Annotated in this window: 19 protein-coding genes; 14 read left to right on the top strand and 5 right to left on the bottom strand. The window is 73.5% G+C overall.

Annotated features, from left to right (window positions below):
- Positions 1-33: 33 nt before the first annotated feature.
- Complete coding sequence (locus tag HAV39_RS24830) at positions 34-174, top strand: hypothetical protein (RefSeq protein WP_170212946.1); 141 nt, start codon at positions 34-36, stop codon at positions 172-174.
- Positions 175-215: 41 nt separating this feature from the next.
- On the opposite strand, the gene HAV39_RS24835 is transcribed toward HAV39_RS24830, so the two are convergent.
- On the bottom strand, positions 216-692 hold the full coding sequence (locus tag HAV39_RS24835; protein ID WP_191841560.1) for a cupin domain-containing protein: 477 nt from the start codon (positions 690-692) through the stop codon (positions 216-218).
- 74 nt (positions 693-766) lie between these two features.
- On the opposite strand from HAV39_RS24835, the gene HAV39_RS24840 reads away from it, so the two are divergent.
- Positions 767-1,261: a MarR family winged helix-turn-helix transcriptional regulator gene (locus HAV39_RS24840; RefSeq protein WP_203736333.1), complete on the top strand. Its 495-nt coding sequence runs from the start codon at positions 767-769 to the stop codon at positions 1,259-1,261.
- A gap of 6 nt (positions 1,262-1,267) precedes the next feature.
- Here HAV39_RS24840 and HAV39_RS24845 read toward each other — a convergent pair whose 3' ends face one another.
- Positions 1,268-1,645, bottom strand: coding sequence for a VOC family protein (locus tag HAV39_RS24845; protein ID WP_191841562.1), 378 nt, complete (start codon positions 1,643-1,645; stop codon positions 1,268-1,270).
- A gap of 67 nt (positions 1,646-1,712) precedes the next feature.
- Entirely contained in the window at positions 1,713-2,387 is a 675-nt protein-coding gene (locus HAV39_RS24850; RefSeq protein ID WP_191841563.1) for a hypothetical protein, read from the bottom strand.
- Positions 2,388-2,631: 244 nt separating this feature from the next.
- On the opposite strand from HAV39_RS24850, the gene HAV39_RS24855 reads away from it, so the two are divergent.
- Together HAV39_RS24855 and HAV39_RS24860 are read left to right on the top strand one after the other, a co-directional pair.
- Positions 2,632-3,789: a glycosyltransferase family 4 protein gene (locus HAV39_RS24855; protein WP_203736332.1), complete on the top strand. Its 1,158-nt coding sequence runs from the start codon at positions 2,632-2,634 to the stop codon at positions 3,787-3,789.
- Positions 3,786-4,919 (top strand): glycosyltransferase, encoded by a 1,134-nt coding sequence (locus tag HAV39_RS24860; RefSeq protein WP_483398702.1) that lies wholly within the window; start codon positions 3,786-3,788, stop codon positions 4,917-4,919. Before HAV39_RS24855 ends, HAV39_RS24860 begins: the two co-directional genes overlap by 4 nt.
- 4 nt (positions 4,920-4,923) lie before the next feature.
- Here the strand turns inward: HAV39_RS24860 and HAV39_RS24865 are convergent, their stop codons facing one another.
- The gene (locus HAV39_RS24865; RefSeq protein WP_191841565.1) at positions 4,924-5,799 is read right to left on the bottom strand and encodes a LysR family transcriptional regulator; all 876 of its coding nucleotides are present in this window, start codon (positions 5,797-5,799) and stop codon (positions 4,924-4,926) included.
- A 220-nt stretch (positions 5,800-6,019) separates the two neighbouring features.
- On the opposite strand from HAV39_RS24865, the gene HAV39_RS24870 reads away from it, so the two are divergent.
- Positions 6,020-6,868 (top strand): GNAT family N-acetyltransferase, encoded by an 849-nt coding sequence (locus HAV39_RS24870; protein WP_191841566.1) that lies wholly within the window; start codon positions 6,020-6,022, stop codon positions 6,866-6,868.
- A gap of 214 nt (positions 6,869-7,082) precedes the next feature.
- Positions 7,083-9,209, top strand: coding sequence for a BTAD domain-containing putative transcriptional regulator (locus HAV39_RS24875; RefSeq protein ID WP_191841661.1), 2,127 nt, complete (start codon positions 7,083-7,085; stop codon positions 9,207-9,209).
- A gap of 266 nt (positions 9,210-9,475) precedes the next feature.
- On the opposite strand, the gene HAV39_RS24880 is transcribed toward HAV39_RS24875, so the two are convergent.
- Positions 9,476-9,949, bottom strand: coding sequence for an allene oxide cyclase barrel-like domain-containing protein (locus HAV39_RS24880; RefSeq protein ID WP_191841567.1), 474 nt, complete (start codon positions 9,947-9,949; stop codon positions 9,476-9,478).
- A gap of 181 nt (positions 9,950-10,130) precedes the next feature.
- Here HAV39_RS24880 and HAV39_RS24885 point away from each other — a divergent pair, with 181 nt between their 5' ends.
- The 8 genes from HAV39_RS24885 (at position 10,131) to HAV39_RS24920 (ending at position 19,588) form a co-directional block, all read left to right on the top strand.
- Positions 10,131-10,745, top strand: a complete 615-nt coding sequence (locus tag HAV39_RS24885; protein ID WP_191841568.1) for a pentapeptide repeat-containing protein — start codon at positions 10,131-10,133, stop codon at positions 10,743-10,745.
- 91 nt (positions 10,746-10,836) lie between these two features.
- Positions 10,837-12,423, top strand: a complete 1,587-nt coding sequence (mptB, locus tag HAV39_RS24890; protein WP_203736331.1) for a polyprenol phosphomannose-dependent alpha 1,6 mannosyltransferase MptB — start codon at positions 10,837-10,839, stop codon at positions 12,421-12,423.
- Positions 12,417-13,628: a glycosyltransferase 87 family protein gene (locus HAV39_RS24895; protein ID WP_239120682.1), complete on the top strand. Its 1,212-nt coding sequence runs from the start codon at positions 12,417-12,419 to the stop codon at positions 13,626-13,628. Before mptB ends, HAV39_RS24895 begins: the two co-directional genes overlap by 7 nt.
- A 51-nt stretch (positions 13,629-13,679) precedes the next feature.
- Complete coding sequence (locus HAV39_RS24900; RefSeq protein WP_191841569.1) at positions 13,680-14,573, top strand: DMT family transporter; 894 nt, start codon at positions 13,680-13,682, stop codon at positions 14,571-14,573.
- Positions 14,574-14,747: 174 nt separating this feature from the next.
- The gene (locus HAV39_RS24905) at positions 14,748-16,031 is read left to right on the top strand and encodes an ATP-grasp domain-containing protein (RefSeq protein ID WP_191841570.1); all 1,284 of its coding nucleotides are present in this window, start codon (positions 14,748-14,750) and stop codon (positions 16,029-16,031) included.
- A 153-nt stretch (positions 16,032-16,184) separates the two neighbouring features.
- Positions 16,185-17,822: a vWA domain-containing protein gene (locus HAV39_RS24910; protein WP_239120681.1), complete on the top strand. Its 1,638-nt coding sequence runs from the start codon at positions 16,185-16,187 to the stop codon at positions 17,820-17,822.
- 7 nt (positions 17,823-17,829) lie between these two features.
- A complete protein-coding gene (locus HAV39_RS24915; protein ID WP_191841572.1) occupies positions 17,830-18,426 on the top strand; it encodes a hypothetical protein in 597 nt (198 codons plus the stop codon).
- 10 nt (positions 18,427-18,436) lie between these two features.
- Positions 18,437-19,588 (top strand): hypothetical protein, encoded by a 1,152-nt coding sequence (locus HAV39_RS24920; protein WP_203736330.1) that lies wholly within the window; start codon positions 18,437-18,439, stop codon positions 19,586-19,588.
- The last annotated feature ends 4 nt before the right edge of the window (positions 19,589-19,592 follow it).

Consider the following 19,592-nt stretch of genomic DNA (forward strand, 5'->3'; position numbering starts at 1 on the left):
CTGTTCACTGACCGTGAAAGTGCAGGCCGCACCGTGAGCGAACCACAGCAGGCGGACAACCCGTTCCTGATCGACGACGACGAGCTCGAGGAGTTCGTGGCCTCGGCCGACGACACCATCGACCTGACCGCGGCCGAGGACTTCGCGCCGTACGACGACGACGAGGACTACTGACCTGTCGGCACCATGTCGGCGTATGTCGTCATCGGGCCTCCTCAGGCGCGGTACTGGTCGTGGCGGGCGAACAGGTCGGTCCACTCCTCCTCCGACAGCTGCCGGCCGGTGGCGGCGATGTCGGCGAGCTCGCGGAAGTAGGTCTCCCGGGTGATGCCGGGTGCGAACAGGATGAGCATCGAGGCGGCCGCGCCGCTGTCGTTGCGGAAGCCGTGCATGCCGCCCTCGGGCACGTGCAGGAAGTCGCCTGCCGGGGCGTCGACCCAGCGCGCCCCGTCGAAGAGCCGCACCGTGCCGGTCATGACGTAGAAGGACTCGGAGAAGGTGCGGTGGAAGTGCGCGTCGGCCCCGCCCGCCCCGGCCGGCATGTGCCACTCGTAGAGGCCGAACCGGCCCTGGGTGACGCTGCCCGGCGCGACGAACCGGGCGGTCGAGCCGGAGCCCATGACCGACTGCTCCGCGGCGGCGGACGGGTGGTACTCGGCGCTGACCGCGCCCGCGTCGGCGATGTAGGTCATGGCTGCCCCTCTCGACAACTAGCTTACAAGTAACTTACCACTAAGCTAGTTGCCGTCAAGCTAGCATGTTCGGCATGACCGAGGACGCCGTCGACGCGATCATCGACCAGTGGCGTGACCAGCGCCCCGACCTCGACGATCTGCTGCCGATGGAGGTCTTCGGGCGGGTCTACCGCGTCGCCGCGGCGATCGGCGACCGGGTGGAGCGTGCCTACCAGCGCCTCGGCATCGGCCGCGGCGAGTTCGACGTGCTGGCCACGCTGCGCCGGGCCGGGGAGCCGTTCAACCTCTCCCCCAAGCAACTGTCCGACACCCTGATGCTCACGACCGGCGGCATGACCGGGCGGCTGGACAAGTTGGCGAAGGCGGGGCTCATCACGCGTACGCCCGATCCGGGTGACCGGCGCTCCCTGCGCGCACAGCTCACTCCGGCCGGCCGCGAGCTGATCGACGAGGCCGTCGCGGCCGGGCTGGCGGTGCAGCGCGAAGCACTGGCCCGGCTGGACCCCGCCGACGCCCGCCGCCTGGGCGATCTGCTGCGCGAACTGGCCGCCGCGGTCAGCCGCTGACGCGGATCAGTGCCGCACGAGGCAGAACGGATGACCGGCCGGGTCGGCGTACACCCGCCAGCTCTGGCCCGGCGAGCCCGCGTCGAGCACGGTCGCGCCGCAGGCCAGCGCCTCCTCCTCGGCGGTGTCCAGGTCCGGCACGCCGAAATCGAGGTGGAACTGCTGCGGCCTGCTGGGGTCCGGCCACTGCGGCGCCTGGTATTCGGCGACCCGCTGGAACGCGAGCACCAGGCCGTTCGCAGCGTGCAGCGTCGACCAGTCGTCGCCGAGCGACCAGCGCCGGTCCGGCTGGTTGACCACACCGCCGAGCAGCGACCGGTAGAACTCGGCGAGCCGTTTCGGGTCACGACAGTCCAGCACCACGCACTGCAGTTCAGCCAGCATGGCCCGATCCTAGGCGGTCGCGCCCACGCGGGCTCCGCTCAGCGCGGCAGGGCCTGCCCTCGGCGGCTCAGCGCGGCGGCGTGCGCTGCCAGCGGCGCAGCACCGCGTAGCCGACCAGGAACAGCACCACGGCGTTGAGCACGTGCCAGACGAAGTGCGTGCCGACCGGCGCGGTCGCGCACAGCGGCAGGTCGGCGGTGCGCAGTGTCAGTGACGCGGCGAACACGCCCGTGGCCGCCAGCAGCAGGTTGCCGAACCCGGCCACGCTGGCCGGCGTGGTGAGCCGCACCGCCAGCCCGAACAGCGCCAACCCGACCAGCGCGGGCAGGTAGCCGCCCAGCGTGGCCCGTTCCCCGCCGAGCCACTGCGCCAGCGCGCCGATCCCGACGGACAGCACCAGGTAAACGGGCGCGGCGAGCCAGGCCCACCGCCAGCGCACGCCCCACATCCAGTGCACCAGGCTCACCACCGCGACCAGAATGAACACCGCGATCGCGGCGGAGTCGGCGCCGCTGGTGGCCCGCGTGGCGAAGGCGTGGAACGACGCGCTGGCCAGGCCGACGACACCGAGCAGCACCGGCAGCAGCCAGACACTGAACGGCACGGGCCGGACCTGTCCCGCCAGCAGCCACAGCAGCAGTCCTGACGCGACGAGGAAGGCCAGGTTGCTGAACAGATTCAGCGGCTCGCCGAACAGGCCGGGCGCGAGCCGCTCGCAGTAGAGGTCGACATACTCGGACATCGCCGCCATGGTGCCGGGTCCGGGCGGGCGCTCGGGTGTGGACGCGGTGAACGGTCGCCGTACATCACACGTCCGGCAGCCCCGGTGGGACCCGGCGACGAAGGGCTCGGCGGCCCAGTATCGGCGCAACCCGTGACGGGGTGGCCGGGCACCGGCCCGGAGCAGGCAACAGTTCCCCTGCGCTTCGCCGGGGCGACGCCCGCTCTTCGTCTCGGCTCCCGGCGGCGAACCTAGCGTGGCGGCCATGCGCGTGGCGATCATCACCGAGTCGTTCTCACCGGACGTCAACGGCGTCGCGAACTCCGTCGCGCGCGTCGCAGACCATCTGCTGGCGCGCGGTCACCAGCCACTGGTCATCTCACCGAAGCCGTCGCCGCGGGCGAGCCGGGCCATCACCGACAAGCCGTACCCCGTGGTCCGGCTGGGCTCGCTGCCGATGCCCGGCTACGGCAACGTGCGGCTGGCCTGGCCGACCCGCCGCATCCGCGAGGCGCTCGCCGGGCACCGGGCGGACGTGGTGCACCTGGCCAGCCCGTTCGTGCTCGGCGCGTGGGGCGCGAAGGCCGCCGCCGAGCTCGGCGTCCCCGTCGTCGCGATCTACCAGACCGACGTGCCCGGCTACGCCCGCGCCTACAAGGTCGCCACCGGTGAGGCGCTGGCCTGGCGGTGGATCCGCCACGTGCACGGCCGCGCCGAGGCGACCCTGGCCCCGTCGTCGACGACCGCCGCGGAACTCGTCGCGCACGGCGTGCCCAACGTCGGCCGGTGGGGCCGCGGCGTCGACACCGAACTGTTCCACCCGTCGCGCCGCGACGAGGCGCTGCGGGCCGAACTCGCGCCGGGCGGCGAGCTGATCGTCGGCTACGTCGGCCGGCTGGCCCGGGAGAAGCGGGTGGACCTGCTCGCGCAGACCGCCGCACGACCCGGCGTGCGCGTGGTCGTGGTCGGCGACGGCCCGACCCGGGACGCGGTGCGCCGCGCCGTGCCGCAGGCAGACTTCCTGGGCACCCGGCGCGGCACCGACCTGGCCCGGCTGTATGCCAGCCTCGACGTGTTCGTCCACACCGGACCGCACGAGACGTTCTGCCAGACCGTGCAGGAGGCCCAGGCCAGCGGCGTGCCGGTGGTCGCCCCGGCGATCGGCGGCCCGCTCGACCTGGTCCACCACGGCGTGGACGGCCTGCTGGTCACCCCGGACGACGGCGCCGCTTTCGCGGCCGCGGTCGACGCGCTCGCCGACCCCGCGGTGCGCCGGGCCTACGGGCAGGCGGCGCGCGCGGCCGTGTCCACCCGGACCTGGTCGGCCCTGGGCGACGAGCTGATCGGCCACTACGCCGCCGCCGCGGTGCGCGCCCCCGGCCGCCTGCCCGCGCCCGTCGCCGTGCCGGTGCGCGTCCCGTGACCGGGCTGCGCATCGTCCGGCTCGCCAACTTCGTCACGCCCAGCTCCGGCGGCCTGCGCACCGCGCTGCGCGAGCTGGGCCGGGGGTACGCCGCGGCCGGGCACGAACCGGTGCTGGTCGTCCCCGGCCCGGCGCACACCGACGAGCAGACCGAGCAGGGCCGCGTGATCACGCTGCCCGGCCCGGTCGCGCCGGGGCTGGGCGGCGGTTACCGGCTGCTGGTGCGCCGCGGGCCGCTGGCGGACCTGCTGGCGGAGCTGGCCCCGGACCGGATCGAGGTGTCCGACCGCACCACATTGCGCTGGACCGGCGCGTGGGCACGCCGCCACGGCGTGCCGTCGGTGATGGTGTCGCACGAGAGCGTCGACGGCCTGCTCGGCGTCGTGAAGCTGCCCGCCGGGATGCGCGCCCGCATCGCCGCCGGGCTCAACCGCGCCAGCGCCGCCGCGTACGACCGGATCGTCTGCACGACCGCCTGGGCCGCCGGGGAATTCACCGGCGTCGGGGCGCACAACGTCACGCAGGTGCCGCTCGGCGTCGATCTCGACCTGTTCCACCCCGACCGCCGCGACCCGCTCGTGCGCGGCGCGCACGTGCCCGGCGGTGAGCTGCTGCTCGTCAGCTGCGTACGGCTTTCCCCGGAGAAGCGGCCCGAACGCGCCCTGGCCACGCTGCGCACCCTGCTCGACCGCGGGGTGGCCGCCCGGCTTGTGATCGCGGGCGACGGGCCGCTGCGGACCCGGCTGCAGGCCGCCGCCGCGGGGCTTCCCGTGACGTTCACCGGCTGGATCAGCGACCGTCAGGAGCTGGCTGCCCTGCTGGCCGGCGCGGATCTGGTGCTGGCCCCAGGTCCGATGGAGACGTTCGGGCTGGCCGCCCTGGAGGCCCTGGCCTGCGGCACCCCCGCCGTGGTGAGCGCGTCCAGCGCCCTGCCCGCCGTGGTCGGCGACGCGGGCGTCGCGGTCGCGGGCGAGGACTTCGCCGACGGGGTGCTGCGGCTGCTCGACCGCGACGAACGCCGCCGCCGCGACGCGGCCCGCGCCCGCGCCGAACACTTCGGCTGGGACGCCGCCGTACGCGGCTTCCTCGACGTGCACACCGCGCTCGACCCGGCCGCCGTCGCCCGCTGACCGGCTACGCGTCGGCGGCGGCCTGGACGAAAGCGCGGACCAGCGCCGTTTCCGCGGCCGCGCGCCACACCAGTGAGTACTGCAGGACAGGTCCGTCGGTGATGGGCAGGAAGGTGACGTCGCGGCGCACCCGGGTGGCGGCCGCGTGCGAGCCGATCGGGGACACGACGGTGCCGGCGCTGATCGCGGTGAGGGCCTCCTCCAGGGTGGCCACGCCGAGGCCGCGCCGGATGGGCCGCCCGGCCGGTGTGACCGACGGGGTGTGCGCCTCCCACATGTAGTCGGGAATCGGCCCGTCCGGCCACACGACCGGGAAATCGCCGAGGTCCTCCATCTCGACCTGGTCCCGGCCCACGAGCGGATGGTCGGGGGCGACGGCCAGCACCAGCGGCTCGGTGTGCAGGTTCGGGCCGGACGCGAGGTCTGGCTCGTCGACAGGCAGCCACACGAGACCGACGTCGACCCGGCCCGCGCGCAGCGCGGTGAACGGGTCGGAGGGGAGGATCTCGCGGATGCGCAGCTCGCATTGCGGATGCCGCTGCCGGAACAGGTCGAGGACCGCCGCGATCTGCTGGTGGTCGGTGGCCATCGTGCCGAGGGTCAGGGTGCCGACCTGCCCGCGCGTGGTGGCGGTGGCCTCGTCGATGCCTGCCATGATCTCGCGGTAGCCCGCGTCGAGCCGGTCGCGCAACCGCGCGCCGAGCGGGGTGAGCTGCACGCTACGGCTGGTCCGCTCGAACAGGGCGCCGCCGATCCGGCGCTCCTGCTGTTTGATCGACTGGCTGACGCGCGCCTGGGACAGGTGCAGGCGCTCGGCCGTACGCCCGAAGTGGAGCTCCTCGGCGAGCGTCAGGAAGATCTCGATGTCGCGCAGCTCCACCTGGCCGCCCCCCTCCTGTCACCGCGAGGCCTGATCTCGTCCTGAACCGCGCGATTCGGCAGTCTACGGCGGTGGCGACGGCCAGGTGGAACTGCGCGACGGTGACCCGGGCCACGGTCACCGTCGGCGCCGCGTCCGGCCTCGAACGATAACCGGCGCTTATGCAGCGGTGCGATCTTGCGCGTTGTTCCGTCCCGGCGGTCGGTCGATCGTGGATGCCATGAACGAGTGCTCGATCGACATCGTGGCGGTGCCGGACCATCCCGGCGTGCGGTGGTGGCAGGCCGTGGCGTCCCACGGCTTCGTCGCGGGGGTGGCCGGTCTGCGTCCGACCCGGTCGCTCGGACACGACCTGCTGCTGCCCGCGGCCACCGCCAGGACCACGGACGCGGCCGAGCTGACGCTTTACGTCGAGCCGCAGTGGCGCCGTCGCGGGATCGGCTCCCGGCTGCTGGCCGCGGCCCTGGCCCAGACCGCCGAGCCACGCCTGATCGCGCACGTGGCCGCGGACTCGCCGGGCGAGGCGTTCTGCCTGTGGCACGACTTCCGGCACACCCGATCCCTGCGCCATGACCTGCTCACCTACTGCAACGTCCACCACGCCTGGCTGGGTGAGCTGGTCGACGCCGAGCACCCCGGCTATCGCCTGACCCACTGGACCGGCGACCTGCCCGCCGAGCTCCGGGTCGAGGAACTGCTCCGCAGCCCGAGCCGGCCCGGTGACGCCGTGCTCACCGCCGCCGACGCCGACGGGGACCTCGCGGCATACGCCGTGGCGGTCGTCGGCGCGCCCGCCCGGCCGCGCGCCCGCCAGTACGGACCCGCCGTGCTCCCCGGACATCGCGGACGTCGGCTGGGCCGCTGGGTCAACGCCGCGCTGATCCAGCAGCTGCGCGACGTCCACCCGCACCTGGAGGAGATCGAGACGGTCACCGCCGAGGACGACTCCCACCTGCTCGCCCTGCGCGAGGACCTCGGCTTCGGCCTGCTCCGGCGCACGCGCCGCTACGAGTTCACCCTGCGACAACACACCCGACCCGCGGCAACACGCGGCGAAGACGCGCGCTGATCGAGCGAGCCATGCCGTCGACAGCCCGGATTTCGCCACCGACTCAGAGGATCACACCACCATGTCCGTCGCGTACACCGACCAGGACGAGGCCACCCTACGGAGCATCATGCACGGGGCCGCCGCGCCGCCCACCCGGACGGCAGCCAGGCGCCTGCTCGACAGGCAGGCGCCGGCCGAGGACTCCCGCGGCACTGTCGCCGTCATCATCAGGATGCTCGGACCGTTCGAGGTGCGCACGGACGGCAGGGTCGCCGACGTGCCGGGCGCGCGGCTGCGCGGGTTGCTGGTCGCCCTCGCGCTCGCACCCGGTCGGGTGGTCCCCAAGGCGACGCTGCTGGACTGGATCTGGGGCGGACACCCGCCCGCCGACGCGACCAACGCCCTGTACCGCCTGGTCTCGCGGTTGCGCAGGGCGCTGCCGGAGGGCCTGATCGAGGGGCACGCCGACGGCTACCGGCTGCGGCTGGACCCCGACGCCGTCGACGCGGTGCGTTTCGAACGCCTCGTGAGCCGGGCCCGCGACGACGAGGGCGCGCAGCGCGTACGGCGGCTGCGTGAAGCCCTCGCGCTGTGGCGCGGCCCCGCCATGCAGGACATCGGACTGCCCGACAGCACGGCGTGCGACGCGGCGGTCGCCCGGCTGGAGCGGCTGCACCTGACCGCCGTGGAGGACCGGTGCGACGGGGAGATCGGTCTCGGCCACGGCGCGGAGCTGGTCACCGAACTGACCGATCTGGCCACTGCGCATCCGCTGCGCGAACGCCTCGCCGCCGCGCTCATGCGGTCCCTCGTGGCCGCCGGACGCGACACCGAGGCGCTGCTGGTGTACCAGCGCACCCGCGACGCCCTCGCCGACGCGCTGGGCGTCGACCCGTCACCGGAACTGTCCGCATTGCACGTCGCGCTGCTGCGCGGTGAACTCGGCCGGCCGGAGCAGACCCGGCGGACGAATCTGCGGGCCGAGCTGACCAGCTTCGTCGGCAGGGACGCCGATGTCGTCGCGGTCCGCGAACTCGTCGCAGGCCACCGGCTCACCACCCTGATCGGGCCCGGCGGGTCGGGCAAGACGAGGCTCGCCACAGAAACGGCGCACACGCTGCTCGGCGACCTGCCCGACGGGATCTGGCTGGTGGAACTCGCCGCCGTCGGCACGGACGGTGACGTGGCGCAGGCGACGCTCGCCGGGCTGGGCCTGCGGGACGCCCGGCTCGGCGAGCCGTCCGGCGCGGACCCCGCGGACCGCGTCGTGGCCGCGATCGGCGAGCAGGCCATGCTGCTGATCCTGGACAACTGCGAGCACGTGATCGAGTCGGCGGCGGTCTTCGCCCATCGCGTGCTCGGCGAGTGCCGGCGGCTGCGGATCCTGGTGACCAGCCGGGAACCGCTCGGCATCACCGGCGAGGCACTGTGGGCGGTCGCGCCGTCGGCCCTGCCCGTGCCGGACGCCACCCCCGGCGAGATCGAGTCCGCGCCGGCCGTCCGGCTGCTGCGGGACCGGGCCCGCGCGGTGTGCCAGGACCTCACGACCGACGCCGCCACGTCGGCGACCCTGGCCCGCGTCTGCCGGGCCCTCGACGGGATGCCGCTGGCGATCGAGCTCGCCGCGGCCCGGCTGCGCACCATGTCCCTCGACCAGCTCGCCAACCGCCTCGACGACCGGTTCCGCCTGCTGACCGGCGGCAGCCGCACCGCGCTCCCCCGGCACCGGACCCTGCGGGCGGTGATCGACTGGAGCTGGGAGCTGCTCACCGAGGCCGAACGAGTGGTCCTGCGCAGGCTCTCGGTGTTCTCCGGCGGGGCGAGCCTGGAGGCGGCCGAACGGATCTGCGCCGGCGGTGCGATCGCGACGAGCCAGGTGTTCGAGCTGCTCACCGCGCTGACCGGGAAATCGCTCGTGCTCACCGAGGGCGGGTGCACACCGCGCTACCGGATGCTCGGCACGATCAAGGAGTACGCCCGGCAGCGGCTGGCCGAGGCAGGGGAAGCGGACCTGGCACGCCACGCGCACCTGGCCTACTTCACCGAACTCGCCGAGACCGCGGACCAGCACCTGCGCCGCGCCGAGCAGGTGACCTGGCTCGCCGCCCTCGACGCCGAACACGACAACATCAACGCGGCGATGCGCGGTGCGCTCGCGGCCGAAGAGGCACCGGCGGCGATGCGGCTCGCGGCGGGCGCCGGCCGGTACTGGTGGCTCGGCGGACACCGGGCCGAGGGCCTGGAACTGATCACCGCGGCCGCCGGCATCCCCGGCGAGGTGGGCGACGAGACCCGGGGCGCCGTCCGCGGACTCGCCACCACCTTCGCCGCCGCCGCACGGGACGCGGACGCGCGTTGACCAACGCGCGGGAGAGCGTCTCCTGGTTCCTGTTCACCCTGTTGGGCGGGTCCGGCCGTACAACAAGTACCTGCGCCGGGAGCTGGAGACCTACCCGCTCGGCGGGCCGTGGGACGCGGCCACGCTGCCGCTGCGCGTGGCCGACGACCCTGCCGGACTCTCCCCTGACCTGGAGAAGTTCGCCCGCGAACGCGGCCACGGCGACGTGCTCGACGCCTGGGGCGGCGAACTCGACCTGCTGCGGTGATCGCCGGAGCGGACGGCGGTCAGCGGCTGATGTGGAAGGTCAGGTGCCGTTCGGTCTCCCCGGCGGGGACCGTGTGCACGTAGCCCTGGGCGGTGCTGTAAGCCCCGCTGCCGCCGGTGATCGGGATGTCGATCGAGGCAGCGGCCGGCAGGTGCAGCAGCGCCTGGGCGGTGATCTGCCCGTCGGGCAGCGAGAAGGTGCCCACGCACTGGAGCGCGTCCGGGCCGAGGCTGACATAGGTGCAGACGACGCTGTGGTCGCCGATCTTCTTGCCGTCGCGGTACACGTCCTCGAACACGGTGCGTTCGTCGCCGAGACTGGGCCCCTTCTTGCCGTGGTCGAGGACTTCGGCCTGGGTCTGCTGGGCGACCAGCTGGAGGACCTCGGTGTCGTCCGCCCAGGCCGAGGCGGCGGCCGAGGCCAGCGGACCGGCGAACAGGCCGATGGCCAGCGCGGCGGCGGTGGTCAGCCGACGGATATGGATCTTGTTCATGGTGTGCCTTTCCTTGGTTCAGCCTCGTACGAATATGAGCATATCCTCGTATTCGAGCGGCATCCCCACGTGCGTGATCAGCGCAACTCGCTAGGGTCGTACCGTGCCACCTCGGTCAGCCACCAGCAGAGACGCCAGTCGCGCACCTCGGACGCCCGCCAGGCCGAAGCCGCCGACCGCCATGGACACCGCGGTGTCGCCGGATCACGACCTGGAGGACGAGGCCACGTTCCGGCGGCTCGCCTTCCTCGATTTCGAGCTTAGCGGGCAGGCCGCCGACTCGGCCGAGTTCGAGCAGTGCCGGTTCACCCGCACCGGCCTGGCCCACACCGTGCTGGACCGGGCCGCGTTCACCGACTGCCTGGTGGAGAACTCGGACTGGGCGAACCTCAAGGCGACCAAGTCGGGACTGCTGCGGGTCGAGGTGTCGCTGGCCCGGCTGACCGGCCTGCAGTGGATCGACGGTGCGCTGCGCGACGTGGCGTTCCGCGAATGCCGGATGGACCTGGCGACGTTCCGGTTCACCTCGTTCAAGGACGTGGCGTTCACCGACTGCAACCTGGCCCGGGCCGACTTCACCAACGCCGATCTGCGCGGGGCGTCGTTCACCGGCTGCGACCTGTCCGGCGCGCAGTTCGCGCAGGCCGACTGCGCCGGAGCCCGGTTCACCCGGTGCGAGCTGGGCGGCATCGGCAGCGTGACGAGCCTCAAGGGGGCCGTGGTGAGCGCGCACGACCTCGCCGGGCTGGCGCACACCCTGGCCGCGGCGCTGGACATCACGATCGACGCGGGCTGACCGGGGGTCGCGCGCGAGCGGCAACCCGGCGGCCACGGGCGGTTGGGGAAGCCGTCGTCTGCCGTACACCGCCTGCTGGCAGCCTGCCTGGGTGCTGTCCGCCATCCGGTTGCCCGACGAGACACGGCGCTGTTTCGTGCTGGGCCTCGCCGGCTCCACCGCGCTGGCCGGGGGCGGCCTCGCGGCGGGCGCGCTGCCGGTGCGCGACACCCTCGCGCCCGCGCTCGGGCTGAGCGATCTCCGGCAGCATCAGAGCGCCGGACTGGTCTGCGCCTACTTCGGCCTGGCGCTGCTGGTCGCCGCCTGGTGGCGGCTGGGCCGGGCGGTGCGCGGCGGCGACCCGCCCTCGCCCCGCGGCCTGCTGCTCGTGCTCGCGGCCTGGGCGCTGCCGCTGGTGGCGATGCCGCCGCTGTTCAGCCGCGACGTGTACAGCTACCTGGCGCAGGGTGCCATGGTCACGGCCGGGCTCGACGTCTACACGGCGGGTCCGTCGGCGATGGGCGGGCCGCTGCTGGCCGAGGTGCCCGCGATCTGGCAGCACACCCCGACGCCGTACGGGCCGGCGTTCCTGTCCCTGGCCGCCGGGGTCTCCGGGTTCGCCTCGACCGACGTGCCGCTGGGCGTGTTCGGCATGCGAGCCGTGGCGCTGGCCGGAGTCGTGCTGCTCATCGGCTGCCTGCCCCGGCTGGCGCGGGCCTGCGGGGTGGATCCGGCCGCGGCGCTGTGGCTGGGCGCGCTGAACCCGCTGGTGCTGCTGCACCTGGTCAGCGGCGCGCACAACGACGCCGTCATGCTGGGCCTGCTCATCGCCGGGCTGACCGCCGCCGCGGCCAGCCGGTTCGCCGTGGCCACCGTCCTGATCACCCTCGCCTGCCTGGTGAAGGCCCCGGCCGCGCTCGGCCTGGTGGTCGTGGTCTGGCTCTGGCAACGCGCACTGCGGCACCCGGCGGGCTCACCGGCCTCCCCGGTGGGGTCTTCCCGCCCGGCGAATCAGCCGTCGCCGCCCGGTTCACCGGCGGAGCCGCGGCCGGGCCGCCCGGCCGCCGCCCGGCGGACGGCCACCCCGCGGGCGCTCGCGCTGACCGCCGGGCTGGCCGCGGCGACAACCGCGCTGGTGACCGCCGTGACGGGCACCGGCTACGGGTGGGTGCGCTCGCTCACGACCCCGATCTCGACGCACAACTGGTCGCTGAGCAGCACCGTCGGCCGGATCACCCGGAACCTGCTGGAGGCGGCGGGCAGCGACCTGGCCGCGTCGGCGATCCCGGCGTGGCGCTGGATCGGGCTGGTCGCCGCGGCCGCCGCGACGCTGCTGGCCTGGCACCACCGTCGACGGCTCGGGCTGGTGTACGCCCTCGGGCTGAGCCTGACCGCGCTCGCCCTGCTCGGCCCCGCGCTGCGCCCCTGGTACCTGCTGTGGGGCCTGGTGCCGATCGCCGCGGCCGCGCCGCCGAACGGGCGGGTGCGCCGCTGGACCGCGCTCGCCTGCCTGGCGCTGACCGTCACCGTGTTCCCGAGCGGCTTCACCCCGTCCGCGGGCGAGCTGGCCGCGGCGGTGGCCGGGGCGCTGCTGGCCGTGCCGGTGGTCTTCCTGTTCACCAGTGACATCGCCTTCACCAGTGACATCGCCCCCGCACCGGTGCACCCCTACCGAGGAACGGAACCCGCCGCATGGTGAAGACCCCCCGCGCCCGCCTGCTCTGCGTGCTCGCCCTGGCCACCTCGGTCGGCCTGTTCATCGCGCTGATCCCGGGGCACCGCGGCTGGTTCGACGTGCTGGTCTACTACGGCACCGTCAACGACTGGGTGCACGAGGGCGGCGTCATCTACGACTACCTGGTGCCGGGCACCCACTACGGCTTCACGTACCCGCCGTTCGCGGCCGTGGCGATGGTCCCGATGACCCTGCTCGGCTGGCACACCGTGGTCGCGGTCAACGTGGCGCTGACCGCGGTGGCCTGCGCGCTGCTGCTGTACTGGCTGGTCGACCCGATCGCCCGGGAGCAGCGGTGGCCGCGGCTGTTCACCTTCGGGATCGCCGCGTGCCTGCTGGCGGCGCTGCAACCGGCGCGCGACACGGTCAGCTTCGGCCAGGTCAACCTGCTGCTCGTCGCGCTGGTGCTCGCCGACGCCTGGCTGCTGACGAGCGGCCGGGGCCGCTGGGCGGGCATCGGGATCGGGCTCGCCGCCGCGATCAAGCTCACCCCCGCGATCTTCATCGCGTACCTGCTGCTGTCCGGTCGGCGGCGCGCCGCCGTGGTCGCGACCGCCACCGCCGCGGCCGCGACGCTGCTGGCCGCGCTGATCGCGCCCGGCCCCTCGTGGCGGTTCTGGACCGAGACGCTCGGCGACACCAGCCGCGTCGGCGACCTGTTCTACATCTCGAACCAGTCGCTGCGCGGGGTGATCGCGCGCCTCGACCCGGACACCCCGCACCCGGTGCTCTGGCTGCTCACGGTGGCGGCCGTGCTGGCGGTATGGGTGTGGCGGGTGCGCCGGGCCGCCCGCGCCGGCGACGTCTGGGGCGGGTTAGCCCTCACCGGCCTCGCCGCGTGCCTGGTCAGCCCGGTCACCTGGGTGCACCACCTGGTCTGGGTGGTGCCCGCGCTGGTGCTGGTGGTCGGCGCGGGGCTGCGCGAGCCGGATCCGTCGCGCCGCCGGCGGCTGCTGTGGTCGGCCGGGGCCGCCTACGTGATCCTGTGCAGCAGCGTGGTGTGGCTGTGGTGGTACGACTTCTCCGGCCCCGGGGGCCTGCTGGGCGGCAGCGCGTACGTCTGGATCACGCTCGGCCTGCTCGTCCTCCTGCCGCTGCGCGCGCCGACGCCCACCGTTCACCGACCGGCGGCGCAAGAGTCGATCACCGTACTCGCCGCCCGGTCATGATGCCCGCACGCCGTCCGGTCGCGGCGGCGCGCGGACGGGCGGAGCTGATCCATGACCATCACCAGCACCATCCTGGGTCTGCTCGCGGCCGCGCTGTTCGCGGCGGCGGCGGCCCTGCAGCACCGGGTCACCCGGGCGGTCGCGCAGGCGCGCGGTGACACCGCCGGGCGCTGGCTGCCGGTGCTGGGCACCCTCGCCCGCCTGCTGAGCAGCCCGGTGTGGCTGGCCGGGCTCGGCTGCAACGTGCTGGGTTTCGTCGCGCACGCCTCCGCGCTGCACACCGGCTCCATCGCCATCGTGCAGGCGCTGCTCGCGGTGCAGCTGATGTTCGCGCTGCCGATGGCGTACACCCGCACCGGCCACCCGCCCACCGCCCGGGACTGGCTGGGCACGGCCGCGGTCTGCGCGGGACTGGTGGTGCTGGTGCTGGCCCGGGGCGGGGTCGCGCAGACGGTACGCCGCGAGCCGCTGCCCGCCGTGCTGCTGGCCGCGGCAGTCCTGATCGGCGTGCTGCTCGCCCTCGCCCGCAGCCGTGTCGGCCGGTCCGCCCGCACCGCGCTGACGGGTGTCGCCGCGGGCACCGGGTTCAGCACGACCGCCGCGCTCACCGTCGTCGTCGCCGACCAGCTCGCGACACGCGGCCCGCTCACCGCCGCCCTGGACTGGCCGGTGTACGCGCTGGGCCTGTCCGGCCTGGTCGCGGCGATCCTGGCGCAGGAGGCGTTCGGCAGCGGCTCGCTGCCCGCCGCGCTGACCGCGATGACCGTCGCCGACCCCGTGCTGAGCTGGCTGTGGGGCGCGCTGCTGTTCGACGAGGCCCCACCGGCGGGACTGGCGGCACTGTGGACGCTGACCCTCGCCGGTGCCGCGATCGCGGCCGGCGTGGCGCTGCTCGCCTACTCCCCCACCCTGCGCGTGACGGCCGGCGCGAGCCGCACCCCATGATCGCTCGATGTGCCCGGCACATGGGCGAAAGGGCGCTCAAGACACGCACACCCGCCCGGCAAGTCGGATGACCTTGCGGCGCACCGGGGCGTGTCGAAGAGTTCTCGTGGCGTTCGCCGGAAGTACGCCCGTTGCGCGCCGCGCCGCCGCCCGCGATCGGCCACAGTTGCCGCCATGGCATGGGACCTGCACGACTACCGCCTGGTGACCGCCAGCGCGTACCCCGGCATGATGGCACCGCTGACCGAGCACCCCTCGTGTGTCTGCGTGCTGTCCGGCGACACCGACGCCGACCTGCCCGGCACCCGGGCACTGTCGCTGGAGAACCTCGACGGCGTACGCCGCCGCTGGCGCTTCGGCGACGTGGCCCGGCTGGCCGACTTCGTCCCCAAGGTGCTGGCCGAGGCGCCCGCCGACGACCGGCCGATCCTGCTGGTGCCGCCGCGCGCCAGCACCGCCTGGGAGGCCGCGGCGGCAGCCTGGCCGGGCCGGGTGCGGCTGGCCGCCGGGCCGCTCGACGTGGTGGAGCGGCTCGCTGAGGACAAGGTCTACATCCGCCAGGCCCTGCAGGGCCTCGGCGTGCTGGTGCCCGAGGCCCTGGCGCTCGACCGGGACGAACTCGACTTCACCGCCGTGGCCCGGCGGCTGGACGCGCCGTTCATCGCGCAGACCCCCAACGGCGCGGGCGGCCAGGGCACCTACCTGGTACGCGACGCCGCCGAGCTGGCCGCCGCACGCCACGCGCACCCGCACGTCACCCGCTGGCTGCTGTCGCGCTACGCCGGGGACGTGACGATCAACGTGGCCGGGGTGGTGCACGCCGACGGCGTCCGCCTGCTGCCCGCGTCGTTGCAGATCAGCGGCATCACGCAGCTCGGCTACGCGTTCGGCGGCTACTGCGGCAGCGACTTCGCCGTGCCCCGGGTCGACCCCGGCGCGCTGGCCCAGGCCTACCTGCACACCGAGCGCATCGGACAGTGGCTGGCCGAGCAGGGACACCGCGGCCTGTTCGGGGCCGACATCGCGGTGTCCGGCGGCGACGTGGCGTTCCTGGAGGTCAACCCGCGTATCCAGGGCTCGTCCTGGCTGCTGAGCCGGTTGCAGGAGCGGCACGGGCTCAATCCCTGCCTGCACCAGCACCTGCAGGCGCTGCTCGGCGAACCGCTGGACCCGGCCGACGCGGCGCGGCCGGTGCTGCCCACCGCGGGCAGCCACCTGCTGGTGCGCTGGACCGGGCAGGCCGGCGTGGTGCGGTCGGTGCCGCGGCCCGACTCGTACGCCGGAGTCCAGGTCACCGGCTTGCCGGCGCGCGGCGTGACGCTGCTGCCAGGCGCGATCATGGCCCGGCTGGAGTCCACCGCGAGCCTGTCCGAGCCGGACGGACGCGGCCTGCTGCCCGCCACCGCGGCGCTGGTCGGCGCGCTCACCGACGCCGTGGCCGTCGAGCCGCTGCGCTGACGGCGAAACCGTTGCGGCGCACCGCGAACCGGTGCGCCGCTCCTGGGCACTGCCTTCACGCCCCGTTAACCCGTCGTTGGCCTGTTTGCCCTGGTAGCGGCTTGCTACCAAGGAATGGTCTTGGCAGAAGACCAACCGTGGCAAGGAGTCCGTGTGCGAACCAGGGTGCTCTCCGTGATGCTGGCGGCAGCCGTGCTGCTGTCCGCCGGCTGCGACGACACGTCGGACCCGCCCGGCGGCGGGGCGCCGTACAGCAGCGATCCGAAGGTGTTGCAGCTCGTCGCCGGATCCGAGCAGCAGTCGGTGCTGGACACGGTCGTCGAGCCGTGGTGCCGGGAGAAGGGCTACGACTGCCGGTTCACCCTCAAGGGGTCGGTGGACCAGGCGCGGCTGCTGGCCTCGGGCAACGCCGACTATGACGCGTACTGGTTCGCCAGCTCCGTCTTCTCGCAGATCGGCGACCAGGCCGGCAAGCTGTCCGACGTCAGGCCGATGTTCCTCACCCCGGTCGTGTACGCGGGCTGGCGCGGCGAGATGCAGCGGCTGGGCTTCACCGGCCGCACCGACGTGGCCGTCAAGGACGTGCTCGACGCGGTCGAGTCCGGCAAGACGACGGTGTGGGTGACCAACCCGACCCAGTCCAATTCGGGCGCCACGGTGCTGTTCGGCTTCCTGAACCACTTCGCGGGCAACGGCCCCGGCCAGGCGCTATCCCAGGCGCAGCTGGACTCCCCCGCCGTCGACGCCGGCATCAGCCGGTTCATCCAGGCCATGGACGCCACGCCGCCGTCCACCGGCACCCTGATGAACGACTGCCTGGCCCGGCCCGACGCGTGCCGCACCGTGTTCACCTACGAGGACCTGGTCATCGAGAAGAACCAGGAGCTGGTCAAGGCGGGCAAGGAGCCGCTGTACGCGGTGTACCCCAAGGGCGCGCTGGCGATCAGCGACGCACCGCTGGGCTTCCTGCCACACGGCGCCGACGCCGACCCGGCCAAGCGGGCACTGGTCACCGAGCTGCAGAACTACCTGCTGACCGACGCCGGGGCGAAGGCGAAGCTGCTGGCACTGGGCCGCCGCCCGGCCACCGGCATCGGCCTGACCCTGGACAACCCCGACCTGTCGGTGTTCAACCCCGACTGGGGCATCCAGGCCAACCTGCGCGAGCAGGGCATCACCTACCCGTCCGTGGCCGTGATCAAGGCGGCGCTGGACCGCTACCAGACGCACTACCGCAAGCCGGTGGACGCCTACTACTGCCTCGACGGCAGCGGCTCGATGAACGACAACAAGGGCTGGGACGGCGTACGCGACGCCGCGCACCAGATCTTCGACGCCGACCAGGCCGCGCTGAACCTGCTGCAGACCCACCCCGAGGACATCACCACGGTGACCGTCTTCAACAGCGGCGTCTCCGCCGGGCCGTGGCGGGTCACCGGCAACGACGCGGGGCAGCTGCACGGGCTCACCGAGAAGATCGTCGCCCACTCCCCCGGCAGCGGCACCAACATGTACGCCTGCCTCAAGCAGGCCGTGAGCGCGCTGGCAGCCTCGAAGTCGGCGGCCCGCAAGAGCCTGGTCATCGTGATGTCGGACGGCATGTCGGAGGACGCCGAGCAGGCCGAGGCCGTCGCCGCGCTCAAGGCGGCCGGGGTGCCCGTGGTGGCCATCGCGTTCGGCGACGACGCCGACCCGGGCCAGCTCAAGCAGGTCGCCGAGGCCACCGGCGGCGCGTTCGTGCAGCAGAACGACCTGGTCGCGGCGCTGCGCACCGCCGCGGGCTACAAGTGAGGCGGCCATGATGCGCAAGGTCGCCACGCCGCTGGCGCTGCTCGTCGCGGTCGGCGTGTTCGGCGGGCTGTTCGCGGTCACCGACAGCCTGCTGTGGTCGCCGCTGCTGGCCGCGCTGTGCGCGCTCGGCGTCTACCTGATGCTCGACTCGCGCACCACGTCCCAGGTCCGCGATGACGAGTACGGCGCCGACGCCGACCGCAAGGCCGACGAGGTGGTGCGGGCGGCGAAGGAGATCCGCAAGCTCAGCCGCGACGTCGCCTCGCCGTCGGTGAAGCACCTGCTCCAGCAGGCCGCCGAGTTCGTGCCCGAGCTGCTCGAACGGGTCCGGGCCACCTCGCCGAACAGCCTCTACTCCAGTGCCAGCCAGCTCGGCGCGCACCTGCAGAGCCTGCACGGGGTGGTCCGGCAGTACCTGGACATCCAGCGCAACCCGACGTTCTACGACGACCCGGCGGCGCTGCTGGCCGGCGGAGAGCAGGCCGTGCAGCGCTTCACCGAGTTCACCATCGACAGCCTGCGCCTGGTCAACCAGGGCGACCTCGCCCAGTACCAGGCCAACCTGCAGACCGTCGCCCCGCCGAAACTTCCCCAGCTGGGATGAGGAGCATCACGTGAGATTGCCGAGCGGCCGATTCCTGATCGGGCTCGTCCTGGTCCTGGTGGTCTGCGTGGCCACCGCGTACGTGCTGACCCGCGGGAAGGACGATCCGCCCGGCGGGGGCGGCACGGCGCAGGCCGTCACCGTCACCTGCCTCGGCGGCTCGGAGAAGACCGAGCTGATGGCCGACGAGCAGGTGAGGAAGATCCTGCGCGAGCAGTACGGCCTGACCGTGGTGTTCCAGCCGCTGGGCTCGTACGACCTGGTGCAGCTGTCCAAGGACGACCTGGCCGCGCGCAAGGCGGGCTGCCTGTGGCCGTCCAGTGCCAGCGCGCAGAAGGTGTTCGAGAGCCTGCACACCGGCGCGTTCCCCGAATACCGGGCCGAGACCGTGCTCCAGTCCCCTGAGGTGATCTACGCCGGGCCGCAGGGCACCGACGCGCTGGTCAAGGCCGGGATCGTGCAGAAGCGCGCGGAGCGCTACTTCATCGTCGACATGAAGAAGCTGCTGTTGGAGCACGTGCTCAAGCGCACCACCTGGCAGTCGCTGGGCACCGCCGACCTGCGCGGCCCGATCGCGGTGTCGAGCACCGACGCGGCGAAGTCCAACAGCGGCTTCACCCTGGCCCAGCTCCAGCTGAACATCATCGCCACCGACGACGTGTTCTCCGCGCCGAGCCTGGCCCAGGCCCGCAAGGTGCTGCCGACGGTGCGCGCCGTGTACGACGCGCAGGGCCTGCAGGCGGCGGGCTCGGAGGCGGGCTTCCGGCAGTGGCTGACCCAGGGCGCGGAGTTCCACGCCCCGCTCTACGCCGGCTACGAGAACCAGCTCATCCAGCAGGTGGTGCAGCTCGGCGCGGACGCCGACAAGCTGCTCAAGGACGTGCGGGTGCTCTACCCCGACCCGACGATCTACAGCGACCACCCGATCCTGGCGCTGGACGCCGACGCGGCCCGCTTCCTGGAGGCCATGAAAGACCCCGCCATCCAGCAGCTCGCCTGGCAGAAGTACGGCCTGCGCTCCGGCCTGCACGTCGGCCTGAGCAAGGTCACCGACTTCCCGAACCTCCCGCTGGCCGACCAGTTCCGCACCACCGCACCACCCGGCGCCGAGGTGACCCTCGCCCTCCTCGCCTGCGTCAAAGAGGTCGCCAAGTGCTCCTGACGCC

This window comes from Catellatospora chokoriensis, assembly GCF_011297315.1.
Lineage (GTDB): Bacteria > Actinomycetota > Actinomycetes > Mycobacteriales > Micromonosporaceae > Catellatospora > Catellatospora citrea.

What these genes read in the sequence shown, in the direction of transcription:
- HAV39_RS24905 (WP_191841570.1), top strand. Translation starts at nt 14,748, where the DNA reads ATGGCATGGGACCTGCACGACTACCGCCTGGTGACCGCCAGCGCGTAC.
- HAV39_RS24855 (WP_203736332.1), top strand. Translation starts at nt 2,632, where the DNA reads ATGCGCGTGGCGATCATCACCGAGTCGTTCTCACCGGACGTCAACGGC.
- HAV39_RS24885 (WP_191841568.1), top strand. Translation starts at nt 10,131, where the DNA reads ATGGACACCGCGGTGTCGCCGGATCACGACCTGGAGGACGAGGCCACG.
- HAV39_RS24875 (WP_191841661.1), top strand. Translation starts at nt 7,083, where the DNA reads ATGCTCGGACCGTTCGAGGTGCGCACGGACGGCAGGGTCGCCGACGTG.
- HAV39_RS24850 (WP_191841563.1), bottom strand. Translation starts at nt 2,387, where the DNA reads ATGTCCGAGTATGTCGACCTCTACTGCGAGCGGCTCGCGCCCGGCCTG.
- HAV39_RS24835 (WP_191841560.1), bottom strand. Translation starts at nt 692, where the DNA reads ATGACCTACATCGCCGACGCGGGCGCGGTCAGCGCCGAGTACCACCCG.
- HAV39_RS24895 (WP_239120682.1), top strand. Translation starts at nt 12,417, where the DNA reads ATGGTGAAGACCCCCCGCGCCCGCCTGCTCTGCGTGCTCGCCCTGGCC.
- HAV39_RS24900 (WP_191841569.1), top strand. Translation starts at nt 13,680, where the DNA reads ATGACCATCACCAGCACCATCCTGGGTCTGCTCGCGGCCGCGCTGTTC.
- HAV39_RS24845 (WP_191841562.1), bottom strand. Translation starts at nt 1,645, where the DNA reads ATGCTGGCTGAACTGCAGTGCGTGGTGCTGGACTGTCGTGACCCGAAA.
- HAV39_RS24915 (WP_191841572.1), top strand. Translation starts at nt 17,830, where the DNA reads ATGATGCGCAAGGTCGCCACGCCGCTGGCGCTGCTCGTCGCGGTCGGC.
- HAV39_RS24840 (WP_203736333.1), top strand. Translation starts at nt 767, where the DNA reads ATGACCGAGGACGCCGTCGACGCGATCATCGACCAGTGGCGTGACCAG.
- HAV39_RS24880 (WP_191841567.1), bottom strand. Translation starts at nt 9,949, where the DNA reads ATGAACAAGATCCATATCCGTCGGCTGACCACCGCCGCCGCGCTGGCC.
- HAV39_RS24870 (WP_191841566.1), top strand. Translation starts at nt 6,020, where the DNA reads ATGAACGAGTGCTCGATCGACATCGTGGCGGTGCCGGACCATCCCGGC.